At 73.1% G+C, this 12,675-nt stretch carries 10 protein-coding genes and 1 riboswitch; of the genes, 3 read left to right on the top strand and 7 right to left on the bottom strand.

Annotated elements, in window-relative coordinates; genetic code table 11:
- Positions 1-1,917 (top strand): S8 family serine peptidase (locus H1A17_RS25110; protein WP_194823040.1); only part of this gene is annotated, 1,917 nt, incomplete at its 5' end.
- Between the two features lie 111 nt (positions 1,918-2,028).
- Here H1A17_RS25110 and groL read toward each other — a convergent pair.
- The 3 genes from groL to H1A17_RS25095 form a co-directional block, all read right to left on the bottom strand.
- A complete protein-coding gene (gene groL / locus H1A17_RS25105) occupies positions 2,029-3,651 on the bottom strand; it encodes a chaperonin GroEL (RefSeq protein ID WP_088643186.1) in 1,623 nt (540 codons plus the stop codon).
- A gap of 279 nt (positions 3,652-3,930) precedes the next feature.
- Positions 3,931-5,007: a hypothetical protein gene (locus H1A17_RS25100; RefSeq protein WP_194823039.1), complete on the bottom strand. Its 1,077-nt coding sequence runs from the start codon at positions 5,005-5,007 to the stop codon at positions 3,931-3,933.
- A gap of 178 nt (positions 5,008-5,185) precedes the next feature.
- On the bottom strand, positions 5,186-5,389 hold the full coding sequence (locus H1A17_RS25095) for a cold-shock protein (RefSeq protein ID WP_067305333.1): 204 nt from the start codon (positions 5,387-5,389) through the stop codon (positions 5,186-5,188).
- A 223-nt stretch (positions 5,390-5,612) separates the two neighbouring features.
- Between H1A17_RS25095 and H1A17_RS25090 the strand changes: the two genes are divergently transcribed.
- The gene (locus H1A17_RS25090; protein WP_145922005.1) at positions 5,613-6,143 is read left to right on the top strand and encodes a GNAT family N-acetyltransferase; all 531 of its coding nucleotides are present in this window, start codon (positions 5,613-5,615) and stop codon (positions 6,141-6,143) included.
- A gap of 201 nt (positions 6,144-6,344) precedes the next feature.
- Here H1A17_RS25090 and paaN read toward each other — a convergent pair whose 3' ends face one another.
- The 3 genes from paaN to thrC form a co-directional block, all read right to left on the bottom strand.
- Entirely contained in the window at positions 6,345-8,018 is a 1,674-nt protein-coding gene (gene paaN / locus H1A17_RS25085; protein WP_194823038.1) for a phenylacetic acid degradation protein PaaN, read from the bottom strand.
- 52 nt (positions 8,019-8,070) lie between these two features.
- Entirely contained in the window at positions 8,071-9,114 is a 1,044-nt protein-coding gene (locus H1A17_RS25080) for a GNAT family N-acetyltransferase (RefSeq protein ID WP_309236853.1), read from the bottom strand.
- Between the two features lie 389 nt (positions 9,115-9,503).
- Positions 9,504-10,790 (bottom strand): threonine synthase, encoded by a 1,287-nt coding sequence (gene thrC, locus H1A17_RS25075; RefSeq protein ID WP_145922008.1) that lies wholly within the window; start codon positions 10,788-10,790, stop codon positions 9,504-9,506.
- An 8-nt stretch (positions 10,791-10,798) separates the two neighbouring features.
- A riboswitch (SAM riboswitch) is annotated at positions 10,799-10,932 on the bottom strand.
- Positions 10,933-11,209: 277 nt separating this feature from the next.
- Here thrC and H1A17_RS25070 point away from each other — a divergent pair.
- Positions 11,210-11,953 carry a hypothetical protein gene (locus H1A17_RS25070; protein WP_145922009.1) on the top strand — a complete coding sequence of 248 codons (744 nt, stop codon included), beginning with the start codon at positions 11,210-11,212 and terminating at the stop codon, positions 11,951-11,953.
- Between the two features lie 55 nt (positions 11,954-12,008).
- Here H1A17_RS25070 and H1A17_RS25065 read toward each other — a convergent pair whose 3' ends face one another.
- Positions 12,009-12,458, bottom strand: a complete 450-nt coding sequence (locus H1A17_RS25065) for a DoxX family protein (protein WP_145922010.1) — start codon at positions 12,456-12,458, stop codon at positions 12,009-12,011.
- Positions 12,459-12,675 lie beyond the last annotated feature (217 nt).

Below are 12,675 nucleotides of genomic sequence, written 5' to 3'. Positions count from 1 at the left end.
TCTTCCGATCTCGGCCTGGCGCTGCTGCTGCCGTGGGTCCGGTTCGGCGCGCTGGGCGGGCTGCTGGAGACGGTGCTCGCCGCGTTCGCCGCGGCGGCGGTCGGCCTGCTGGCCGGGGCGCTGCTCGACGACCGGTTCTGGGCGCCCTTCACCGGTGACGGGCCACCCCGGTCGGCCCGCACCGTGCTGGTCGGCGGTCTGGTCGCCGGGGTGGTCCTGCTGCTGGTCGCGGCGGGCGTCGGCCACTCGGGCGTCCAGCTTCCCGCGCTGCTCTTCGTCCCGCCTGTCGGCTTCGCGCTGGGCGCGTGCCAGGTGGCGGCCCGGCGGGCCGGCCGGCCTGCCGGTGCCGCGCCGGTGCGCTGGCTGGTCGGCCTCGCGGTGTTCGGCCCGCTGGCGCTCACCGATCCGGAGGAGATCTCGATCCTGCTGGCCACCACCCGCGACGTCCCGTACTGGGTCGCGGTCGCCTCGGGCGTCGGGTTCGCCGTCGCGGTCCTGCTGGCCGTCGGGTACGGGGTGCTGCTCGCCCGGCCACGCGGGCACGCGCCGCGCCGGCTGGTCGCCGCGTCGGGCGCGGCCGTCCTGCTGCTCACCGTCGGGGTGGTCGACGTGGCCGCCGGCCAGCCCGGCCTGTACGGCGAGCGGCTGCTGGTGGTGCTCCGCGAGCAGGCCGACCTGTCCGGCATCCCCGCCGGTACGCCCGGTCGGGCCGGCCGGGACGCGCGGACCGCCGAGGTCTACCGCAGGCTCGTCGCCACTGCCGAACGCACCCAGGGCGGGCTGCGCCGGGACCTGAGCCGGCTGGGCCTTGACCCGACGCCGTACTACCTGGTCAACGCGATCGAGACCGACGGCGGGCCGGCGGTGCGGGCCTGGCTCTCCGGCCGCCCCGAGGTGGCCCGGGTGCTGGTCAGCCAGCGGCTCCGCCCGTTGCCCGCACCGGCCCCGGTCAGCCGGGGCGACCAGCCCGCACCGACCGGGCCGGAGTGGAACCTGCGGATGATCGGGGCGGACCGGGTCTGGTCGGAGCTGTCCGTCACCGGCTCCGGGGTGGTGGTCGGCAGCTCGGACTCCGGGGTCGACGGCACCCACCCGGCGCTGGCCGCCGGCTTCCGGGGCGGCGACGACTCCTGGTACGACCCGTGGAACCACACCCGATCCCCCGCCGACTCCGGCGGCCACGGCACCCACACCGCGGGTAGCGCCGTGGGGCGGGACGGCATCGGGGTGGCTCCCGGCGCGCAGTGGGTGGGCTGCGTCAACCTCGATCGCAACCTGGGCAGTCCGGCGCACTACCTGGACTGTCTCCAGTTCATGCTGGCCCCGTTCCCGGCCGGCGGTGACCCGTTCACCGACGGACGCCCGGCGCGGGCCCCGGACGTGCTGACCAACTCGTGGGGGTGCCCACCGGTGGAGGGCTGTGATCCGGGGGCGTTGCGTCCGGCGACCGCCGCCCTGGAGGCGGCGGGCATCCTGGTGGTGGCCGCCGCCGGGAACACCGGCCCGGACTGCGGGTCGATCGTCGACCCGCCGGCCCCGTACGCGGACGTGCTCACGGTCGGGGCGGTGAACCGGGACCGGGTGGTCGCCGAGTTCTCCAGCCGGGGTCCCGTCGCGGGCGGGGTGGTCAAGCCGGATCTGGTCGCCCCGGGGGAGGGGATCAGGTCCGCGATGCCCGGCGGCGGTTACGCCACGCTGGACGGCACCTCGATGGCCACCCCGCAGGTGGCGGGCGTGGTGGCGCTGATGTGGTCGGCGAATCCGGCGCTGGTCGGCGACCTGGCGCGGACCCGGAGCATCCTGCGGGACACCGCGCAACCGGCCGGCCCCGCCGACCTCAGTTGCGGCCCGGTGACGGCGTCGAGCGGGGCCGGGCTGGTCGACGCGTACGCGGCGGTGCGGGCCGCCCGCCGCTGACCGGCCCCTGCCGCCGGGATGGGCCGGCCGGTCCCGGCTGGGTACGGGCTACGGACACGGAACGGGGCGGACCGCTCGCGCGGCCCGCCCCGTTCGGCGTTGGAGCTGGACTCAGAAGTCCATGTCCCCGCCACCCGGGCCAGCCGGGGCGGCCGGGGTCTTCTCCGGCTTGTCCGCCACGACGGCCTCGGTGGTGAGGAAGAGCGCCGCGATCGACGAGGCGTTCTGCAGCGCCGACCGGGTCACCTTGGCCGGGTCGATGATGCCCGCGGCCAGCAGGTCGACGTACTCACCGCTGGCGGCGTTGAGGCCGTGCCCGGCGTCCAGGTTGCGGACGCGCTCGACGACCACGCCACCCTCCAGGCCGGCGTTGACGGCGATCTGCCGCAGCGGGGCGTCCAGCGCGATCTTGACGATCTGCGCGCCGGTCGCCTCGTCGCCGGTGAGGTCCAGCTTGTCGAAGGCGGTCTTGCCGGCCTGCACCAGCGCGACGCCACCACCCGGGACGATGCCCTCCTCGACGGCGGCCTTCGCGTTGCGGACGGCGTCCTCGATGCGGTGCTTGCGCTCCTTCAGCTCGACCTCGGTGGCCGCGCCGACCTTGATCACCGCGACGCCACCGGCCAGCTTGGCCAGCCGCTCCTGCAGCTTCTCGCGGTCGTAGTCGGAGTCGCTCTTGTCGATCTCGGCCCGGATCTGGTTGACCCGGCCCTGGATCTGGTCGGCGTCGCCGGCACCGTCGACGATGGTGGTCTCGTCCTTGGTCACCACGACCTTGCGGGCGCGGCCCAGCATGTCGAGGCCGACGGCGTCGAGCTTGAGGCCGACCTCCTCGCTGATGACCTGACCACCGGTGAGGATGGCGATGTCGGCGAGCATGGCCTTGCGGCGGTCACCGAAGCCCGGCGCCTTGACGGCGACCGACTTGAAGGTGCCCCGGACCTTGTTGACGACCAGGGTCGCCAGGGCCTCGCCCTCGATGTCCTCGGCGATGATCAGCAGCGGCTTGCCCGACTGCATGACCTTCTCCAGGATCGGGAGCAGGTCCTTCACCGAGGAGATCTTGCTGTTGACGATCAGGAGGTACGGGTCGTCGAAGACGGCCTCCATACGCTCCGGGTCGGTCATGAAGTACGCGGAGATGTAGCCCTTGTCGAAGCGCATACCCTCGGTGAGCTCCAGCTCCAGCCCGAAGGTGTTGCTCTCCTCGACGGTGATGACGCCTTCCTTGCCGACCTTGTCCATCGCCTCGGCGATGATCTCGCCGACGGTGCTGTCACCGGCGGAGATGGAGGCGGTGGAGGCGATCTGCTCCTTGGTCTCGACGTCCTTGGCGAGCTTGGACAGCTCCTCCGAGACGCTGGCCACGGCGGCCTCGATGCCCCGCTTCAGGGCCATCGGGTTGGCACCGGCGGCCACGTTGCGCAGACCCTCGCGCACCAGGGCCTGGGCCAGGACGGTCGCCGTCGTCGTGCCGTCACCGGCGACGTCGTCGGTCTTCTTGGCGACCTCCTTGACCAGCTCGGCGCCGATCTTCTCGTACGGGTCCTCGAGCTCGATCTCCTTGGCGATGCTCACACCATCGTTGGTGATGGTGGGGGCACCCCACTTCTTCTCGAGCACCACGTTGCGGCCCTTGGGGCCGAGGGTCACCTTCACGGCGTCGGCGAGCTGGTTCATGCCCCGCTCGAGGCCGCGGCGAGCCTCTTCGTCGAACGCGATCATCTTGGCCATACGGCGTTGTCCTCCTGGACACTCACGGGCCACCCGGGTGTTGTGCCCCGGACGGGCCGCCTGGTGTACGCACCTTGGGGACGTCGCCACCTGGCGACGACGACGTCCTCCTCGGTCGGGCCGGACAGCCCGCGACGACCGGCCATGTGCCACCCCGACGCCATCGAGACGCCGGTGTGACCGTGGCCCTACCGCCCCGACCATTGGCACTCATCGTATGCGAGTGCCAATGACTTGTTTAGCACTCTCCCCTGCCGAGTGCAAGCACGATGGGGCCGGTCAGCCGAGTTCCGCCATCAGTCGTGTGACGTTCACCGGCCCCTCCTGCGCCCGCTGCTCGGCGTACGTCACGACGAGTCCGACCAACTGCATGAGGTAGGCGGGGAGCACGAGCACCGCGCTGACCAGGATCACCGCCACCGCGCCCACGGCGGTGCCCGGCGCGGTGAACGGGTCGGTGCCGAACGGCAGGGTGCCGACCGACTCCACCACCCCGCCGAGCACGCTGCCGAGGAGCACCGCCAGGGCGACCAGCGCCACCCGGCCGAGCACCATGCCCAGCCGGTCGTGGAACATCCGGAACGAGCGGCCGATCGGGTTCTGCCCCTCGAACAGGTAGACCGGGCCGGCCAGGGCGAGGGCGAAGGCCAGGTAGATGCCGGGCAGCAGGCAGAGGCAGAACCCGACGCCGACGAGCACGCCCAGCACCAGCATCCAGCCCCACAGGCCGAGGCAGCGGCGCGCGCCGTAGCGCAGCGCGCCGGGCAGGTCGGCCGGTTGGCCGGCGGCCTGCCGGGTGACCACCCAGGTCCCACCGGCCCAGCCGATGCCCTGCACCACCCCGAACGCCAGCGCGACCAGGAACACCGAGACGCCGTAGATCACCAGGTCGCTGAGGTAGCCCTCGGGCAGCGATCCGTCGGCGGGCAGCACGGTGGCGTCGGGCCCCATGCCGAGCGAGAGCAGGGACACCGCCACCGCCGGCACGACCTGGGTGAGCAGCAGCAACGGCAGCAGGGGCCGCCAGCTACGCCGTACCGCGCCGGTGCACCGGCCGAACCACCCCTCCAGGCCGGCGTACGGGGGGTTGACCAGCGGGTCCTCGGGACCCCACGGGCCGGCGTACGGGCCGACCCCGGGCGGGAGGCTGCCGGCGGTCGGGTGGCCCCAGCCCGGCGGCCAGGCCCCGGGCTGACCCCAGCCGGGTTGCCCGGCCGGCGTGCCCCAGCCGGGTTGCCCGGAGGGCGTGCCCCACGGCTGCTGGCCGGACGGCGTGCCCCAGGGCGGTTGCCCCCACGGGCCGCCCGGGGACCCGGCAGTGGGGTCGGGCGGACCCGAAGGCGACTGGTCGGACATGAACCCTCCTCAGCGGGGACGCCTGGACGGTTCACGATCTTTCCCGGCACCGGTCTCCGCCGCCAGCCGTCACGCGGACGCACCCGACGGGTGGGAACCCGCCCCGGCCACCGGGGCGGCCCGGGGTGGGGACCCGGCGCGCCCCGTCACCGGGGACGGGACGGGACCGGCGAGGAGGTCAGGCGATGACGCGGACCCGTTCGGCCTGCGGGCCCTTCTGGCCCTGGGCGATCTCGAACTCCACCCGCTGACCGTCGTCGAGCGCCTTGTAGCCGTCCATTTCGATGGCGGAGAAGTGGACGAAGACGTCCTGCCCGCCATCGACGGCGATGAAGCCGTAGCCCTTTTCGGAGTTGAACCACTTGACGGTGCCCTGTGCCACGGTGCACTTCCTCACTCTGCGCGGCGTTCCCCAACTCCGGATTGCCGGCGGGCCGACAGCGGAGAGCCACCGTTCCGGCGGTCGGTGAGGGCCGCTGAATCGGTGACCGAAATCGCACGCTACACGAGGAGTGACGACAGCGCACGACCACAAATAGGGTCAAATCAGACGGGTATCGACCCGGTCACCCATCGGTGAACGTCGCTGCGGTATGCATGCCCCCATGACCTCTGCCCCGGCCCCACCGGCGACCCGCACGGCCCCCGTGCACCGGGTGCGTCCGCAGGACGCGGCCCGGATGCGGGCGCTGCGGCTGGAGATGCTCGCGGACGCGCCGCTGGCCTTCCTGGAGACCGTCGCCGAGGCCGCCGCCCGGCCGCACGCCGACTACGCGGCCCGGATCGCGTACGTGTCCCAGGGCTGCCACACCGCCCAGTTCGTGGCCGACCCCGGCGGCCGGCTGGTCGGGCACGCGGGCGGCACCGTCTCCCCCGACGAGCCGGACCTGACCGTGGTCTACGCGGTCTACGTGACCCCCTCGTGGCGGGGCAGCGGCCTGCTCGGCGCGCTGATCGACGCGGTCGCCGCCTGGTCGCGCGCCTGCGGCCGGCCGCAGCTCATGCTGGAGGTGGTGGTCGGCAACGACCGGGCCTGCCGGGCCTACCACCGACTGGGCTTCACCGACACCGGGGTACGCGTCCCGCACCCCAAGATCCCCGCCCTCAACGAACTCCAGATGCGCCGCCCCGCCTGACCCCCTCCTCCCACCGCCCCTCCCCGCCCACACCCCGCCGCCCACCCGGTGCCCGCCCCGCCGCCCCGCCGCCCGCCCAGCCCCGGTGATCAAGAGGTTCAGGTCACCCCGGGGGTCCGGATCTGACGCAAACCTCTTGATCACCGGGGCGAGAGACGGGCGGGGGGAGGGCGGGGGGCGAGAGCCGGGGGCGGGGAGGGGTTAGGCGGGGCGGCGGGACTGGACGATGCGGAAGCGGTTGGCCACGTAGGCGCCGTCGGTCAGGGCGGCGTTGGCGGCCGGGTTCGCGCCGCTGCCGTGGAAGTCCGAGAAGGCGGCGGACTGGTTCACGAAGACCCCGCCGGTCAGGTTGGCCGACAGGTGCACCCCGGCGTCGATCGCGGCGGCCTCGGCGGCGTCCAGCACCGCCTCGTCGGTGGAGTAGACGGCGGCGGTCAGCGCGCCGCACTCCCCCACGGTGGACCGGAGGATCTCCAGGCCGTGCGCGGTCGAGTCGGTGGCGATGACGAACGAGATCGGCCCGAACCACTCCCGGCCGTAGACCTCGGTGTCGGTGGCGGCGAGCTTGACGATGGTCGGCGTCCGGACCACCGCGTCGGGCAGCGCCGGGTGCGTGACGGTACGCGACTCCAGCACCGCCTCACCGACCTTGGTGACCTCGTCGAGGCGTTCCAGCACCCCGTCGTTGACGATCGCCCCGGTCAACTCGACGCCCCGGGCCGGGTCGGCGGTGAGCTTGCCGACGGCGGCGGCGATGCCGGCGGCCACCTCGTCGAAGCTCTTGTGCCCCTGGTCGGTGTCGATGCCGGCGGCGGGGATCAGGATGTTCTGCGAGGTGGTGCACATCTGCCCGCTGTAGAGGGTCAGCGTGAAGCCGAGGTTGCGGCACATCCCGGCGAAGTCGTCGGTGGAGTCGATCACGACGGTGTTCAGGCCGGCCTTCTCGGTGTAGACCGTGGCCTGCCGGGCGTTGGCCTCCAACCAGTCGCCGTACCCGGTGGAGCCGGTGAAGTCGACGATCTTCACGGCGGGGTGCAGGGCCAGGGTCGAGGCCAGCTTCTCGCCGGGGGCCTCGGGGGCGAGCAGCACCAGGTCGGGGGCGAAGCCGGCCTCGGCGAGCACCTCCCGGGCGTACTTCACGGTGATCGCCAGCGGCAGCACCGCGCGGGGGTGCGGCTTGACCACCACCGGGTTGCCGGTGACCAGCGAGGCGAACAGTCCGGGGTACGAGTTCCAGGTCGGGAAGGTGTTGCAGCCGATGACCAGGGCCACCCCGCGCGGCACCACGTGGAACGTCTTGGTCATCCGCAGCGGGTCGCCCTTGCCGGCGGCCTTCTCCCAGCCGGCGGTCCCGGGGTGGCGGGTCATCTCCGCGTACGCGTAGGCGACCGCCTCCAGGGCCCGGTCCAGCGCGTGCGCGCCACCGGCCTGGAACGCCATCACGAACGCCTGCCCGCTGGTGAACTGCACCGCGTTGGCCAGCTCGAAGATGTGCTTGTGCAGCCGGGCCAGGATCTCCAGGCACACCCCCGCCCGGGTCTGCGGGCCGGCGTCGCGCCAGGCCGGCAGGGCGGCGGAGGCGGCGGCGACCACCTCGTCCGCGCCCGGGTGCGGGTAGCGCACGTCCAGGGCCACCCCGAACGGGCTCGTCTCGGTGGCGACCCGGTCGCCCGCGCCGGGCTGGTCGAGCGGGAAGTCACCACCGAGGTACGCCTCGAAGGCGGCCTTGCCGTCGGCGGCGGCGGTCTCGCCGTACACCCGGGGGCTGGGCGATTCGGGATACGCGGACCAGTACCCCCGCTCGGTGATCGCGGTCAGCGCCCGGTGGAGGGTGTCGGCGTGCCTGTCGTACAGCGGGTGCGGGGTCTCCGTCATGCCCGCCATCATGCAACAGATGGCGGCCAGATCAGTAGGGGCGTGTCACAGATCAGATGGTCGACTGCCACTCCGTGGACCCGGCCACCGGCCGGAAGCCGAGCTGCTCGTTGATCGCGATCATGTGGCTGTTCGCCGCCGCGTTGTAGGTGTCGACCGCGCTCAGCTCCGGCTCGTACGCCAGGGTGTGTTCGAGGTTCTCGGCCTTGCAGAGCAGGCCGAGCCGGTGCCCCCGGTGGGCCGGGTCGACGATGGTGATCTGCTGCCAGGCGTGCCGGGTGGTGTTCGCGGCCAGGCTGAGCACGCTCCACCCGACCAGCCGGCCGGACGCCCCGTGCACGGCGGCGACGCTGTACCGGCGGACGCCCCGCGCGTCCAGCGCCCGCTCCATACCCTGGAGACGCTCGGCGTCCATCCGCTCGGGTTCCCACTCCAGGTCACCCAGGGGCGCGTCGGCCAGCAGCCGACCCTCCAGGTAGGCGAGGTCGGCGAGGTGTTCCGGCGGCGGGTGGCCGTGCCAGCGGACCGTGCGGTAGCCGGCGGCGGCCGACCGCGCCCCGGCCCGCAGCGCCGCCAGCCGGTCCCGGTCGAGCGCGGTGACGTCGAGCCGGCGACGGACGTCGACGAGCGCCGGCCGCGCGCCGAGCGCCGCCGCGAAGGCGGCCCCGGGGAACTCCCGCCCCACCCCCACCGGTGTCGCCCCGGCCGGCTCGTCCGGCAGCGGGGTCACGGCGGAGCCGACCACCCGCTTGCAGCCGGACTCCCGGAGCAGCCGCCGGGCGTGGGCGAACAACGCCCGTCCCACCCCGCGCCGCCGGTACGCCGGGTCCACCGCCAGCTCGATGCTGGCGTTCTCGGTGTTGTCCAGCAGGTGCAGGTTGACCCGGACCCAACCGACGGGCACCCCGTCGAGCCGGGCCACCGACCACCGGGTGTCGATGCCGGGCATCGGGTGCCACAGCGGTGCCTCGAACCGTCGCCGGCACAGCGGCGGCAGGTCGGGGGATTCCGTCGCCTCGACCGCGGCGGCGATCCGGTAGGCCGCGTCGAGGGTGGGCTGATCGGTCCGGTCGATCGTCGCGATGTCCAGGGCCACGCCGCGAGTCTTTCCCGTGCACGACATCGGGGGCCAGCGGATTTCCGCTGGCCCCCGATTCACGTTGGTCGGGAGGGACGTTCGCACAACGCCTCCGGCGTTGGGTCGTAAGAACTTGAAAAGTCTCCGGCGAAAGCCCTCCCGCACGGAGCATCTTCCGCCGCCCGGTTCCTGCCGTCAAGTCCTTCCCGGTGGGTTTTCACCACTCACCGCGAAAACCCGGTCACCCAGAGATCCACTCGGACCGCCCTGCGCCACGATCGACACAACGGGGCCGAAGAGGCGGTGTCCCGACGCGCAGACACCGCAACGCGCGCCCCGGTGAGTCGATCATCGGGGCGGTGGCGGGGAACGACGCGCGGCGGGCAGCGGGTGGCGCGCAGGAGGGGTCAGGAGAGGAGGCCGGCGTCGCGGGCGGCGCGCAGGGACGGCTTGATCCGGTGGGTGGGGCCGACCTGGCCGGCGACCGCGTCGATGGTCTTCAGGCCCTCGCCGGTGTTGAAGACGACCGTCTCGGCGGTCGGGTCGAGCCGGCCGGACTCGACCAGCTTGCGCAGCACCGCCACGGTCACCCCGCCGGCCGTCTCGGCGAAGACGCCGGTGGTACGGGCCAGCAGCCGGATGCCGGCGCGGATCTCGTCGTCGTCGACGTACTCCATCCAGCCGCCGGTACGCCGCACGGCCTCCAGGGCGTACAGGCCGGCGGCGGGGTCGCCGATGTTGAGGGACTTGGCGATGCCGGTCGGCCGGACCGGGGTGATGGTGTCGGTGTCGGCGTGCAGGGCGGCGGCGATCGGGTTGCAACCGGCCGACTGGGCGCCGAACACCGTCCAGCCGCCGGCCGGGGCCTCGACCAGGCCGATCTCGACCAGCTCGGTGAACGCCTTGTCGATCTTGGTGAGCAGTTCGCCGGAGGCCATCGGGATGACCACCTGGGCCGGGATCCGCCAGCCGAGCTGCTCGGCCACCTCGTACCCGAGGGTCTTGGAGCCCTCGGCGTAGTAGGGCCGGACGTTGACGTTGACGAAGGCGGTGTCCTCGAACTCGTCGGTCTCCACCAGCTCGCCGCAGAGCCGGTTCACGTCGTCGTACGAGCCGTCGATGGCGACCAGGTCGCCGCCGTAGACGGCGGTGGTGATCACCTTGCCCTGCTCCAGGTCGCCCGGGATGAAGACCACCGAGGGCGCGCCGGCACGGGCCGCGTGGGCGGCCACCGAGTTGGCCAGGTTGCCGGTCGAGGCGCAGGCGAACCGCTGGAAGCCGAGCGCCTTCGCGGCGGTGAGCGCCACCGAGACCACCCGGTCCTTGAACGAGTGGGTCGGGTTGGCGCTGTCGTCCTTGACCCACAGCGGCGCGCTGATGCCCAGCTCGGCGGCGAGGTTGGGCGCCGCCACCAGCGGGGTCAGCCCCGGGTCGAGGGTGACCCGGGTGGCCGGGTCCTGGCCGGCGGGCAGGAGGGCGGCGTACCGCCAGATGTTCTGCGGGCCGGCCTCGATCTGCTCCCGGGTGACGCGCGCCAGCACGGCGGCGTCGTAGTCGACCTCCAGCGGGCCGAAACACTCGTAACAGGCGTGCTGCGCGGCGAGCGGGTAGCGCGCGGAGCAGGCGCGGCAGACCAGGGCGCGGGCGGGGCTGGCGGCGGTGTCGATACCGGGGGCGGCGAGCGTCGACGTCATGTCGATTCCTCTCATCTTTCCCCGCATCGCACCCTGCGGCGGGGACGGAATTGGCACCTGCCCCGCCGGAAGCTCAGCGATGAGCGCGGGGTGGTTGCCGGGGCGTCGTCGGGCCGTATCCCTCAGCCCCTCTGGATGAGGTATGCAGTTGTGAGGCCGAGTCTAGGCAGCTTCGCGGCCATCGCCCAGCCGGCTTCCCACGGTGTGAGCCATCCCGCTGCCGGGCACCGGCCGGGCACCCCGGCCGGCACCGATGTTTCGGGGAAGTTACCAGCTCAACACGCCCGTACGCACCGGGCGGAGAAAGCCGTACGCCGGCCCCCCGGTCGGCCCCTGACCGCGCTCCGACAGGCCGGCCCGGGCCGGCCATGGAGCCGATGACCGGTATTGCCATCGATCAGTACGGTGCGGGTCACCTGATGTCGAGAGAGGACCCCCCGGCCATGCGACGGATCCCGTTGAGCCTCACCAGCCTCGCCCTGGTCTGCCTGCTCACCGCGTGCGGGGGTGAGCAGGGCACGACGGACGGGGCGGCGCCCACGGTCGGCCCGTCCACCGGGCCCTCCACCGCCTCGGTGCTGAACGCGGCCACGCCCGAGCCGACGCCCACCAGCGCCGAGCCGACCCCGCAGAAGAAGATCGCCCCCAGCACCGCCCCGGCGGCCACCACCACCGCCCCGGCACCGGTGGTCAAGGCCCCGCTGACCTGTGCCCATCTGGCGGGCGCGAAGCTCGGCAGCAGCAAGACGCCCTACAACGGCTACCCGGACTACCTGCCACTGACCGAGGGGCAGTGGTCGGGCGAGGACGGCGCGACCGTGACGCTCCAGAAGCCCTGCGGCATCGGCGACCTCGACGGCGACGGCGCGGACGACGCGGTCGGCGTGGTCTCGCTCAACTCCGGGGGCAGTGGCACCTTCTACACCGTCGCGGTGTGGCGCAACAACGGCGGTATGCCGGTGTTCCGGGCGTTGTCCGACCTCGGCGACCGGACCCCGGTCGTGTCGGTCAGCGTGGCCGGGCGGCGGGCCACCGTGGTCTGGTTGACCCGCAGCCCCAGCCGGGGCATGGCCGAGCTGGACATCAAGCGCACGTCGGTCTACAAGCTCTCCGGCAGCACGCTCACCGAGGTGAGCCACACCGACGCCCCCTACAACCCCTGACCGGGCGCGTCGCCGGGGCCGCCTCGTCGAGGCTCCGGCGACGCGGGTCAGTGCGTCAGACCGGCACCGAGCTGGGCTCGGACACCGGGGCCGCCGGGGCGTCGGAACGCCGGCGGGTGAGCAGCGTGTCGAGCGCCCAGGAACCCGGGCCGAGCACCGCGATCAGCAGGAACGACCAGCAGAACAGCGCGGACAGCTCCCCGCCGTTGCGCAGCGGCAGCAGGCCCTCCGGCTGGTGCACCACGAAGTAGGCGTACGCCATCGAGCCGGACGCGAGCAGCGCCGCGGGCCGGGTGAAGAGGCCGGCCAGCACCAGCGCGCCGCAGACCAGCTGGATCAGCGCGGCCCACCAGCCCGGCCAGGTGCCGACCGGGACAGCCTTGCCGGTCATCGGGTTGCCGCCGAACAACCCGAAGACCGACGACAGGCCGTGCAGCGTGAACAGCAGGCCGATGACGATGCGGTACAGGGACAGGGTCGGCCCGCCGAGCCGAGAGACGTTCATGGGAACCTCCATGGAAGGGATTACGTCCCACCATGATGAGGCATCGAAGAAGTTAAATCGATAAATTCTTTGTTACTGGGAAGATCCCGTTGCGAGACAATACCCCACCCCTCGCGGCCCGGGTCGCCCGCCCGTCGCGCCGACGCCGATCCGGCCGGCGACATCCGACGCGCGCCCGGCATCCACCCGCCGCCGCACCCGCACCGACCGACCCCCC

The sequence above is a fragment of the Micromonospora sp. S-DT3-3-22 genome, assembly GCF_015354745.1.
GTDB classification, from domain to species: domain Bacteria; phylum Actinomycetota; class Actinomycetes; order Mycobacteriales; family Micromonosporaceae; genus Micromonospora; species Micromonospora wenchangensis.
The sequence above is the reverse complement of the archived record's forward strand: the minus strand, read 5'-3'. Positions and strand labels throughout refer to the sequence as shown.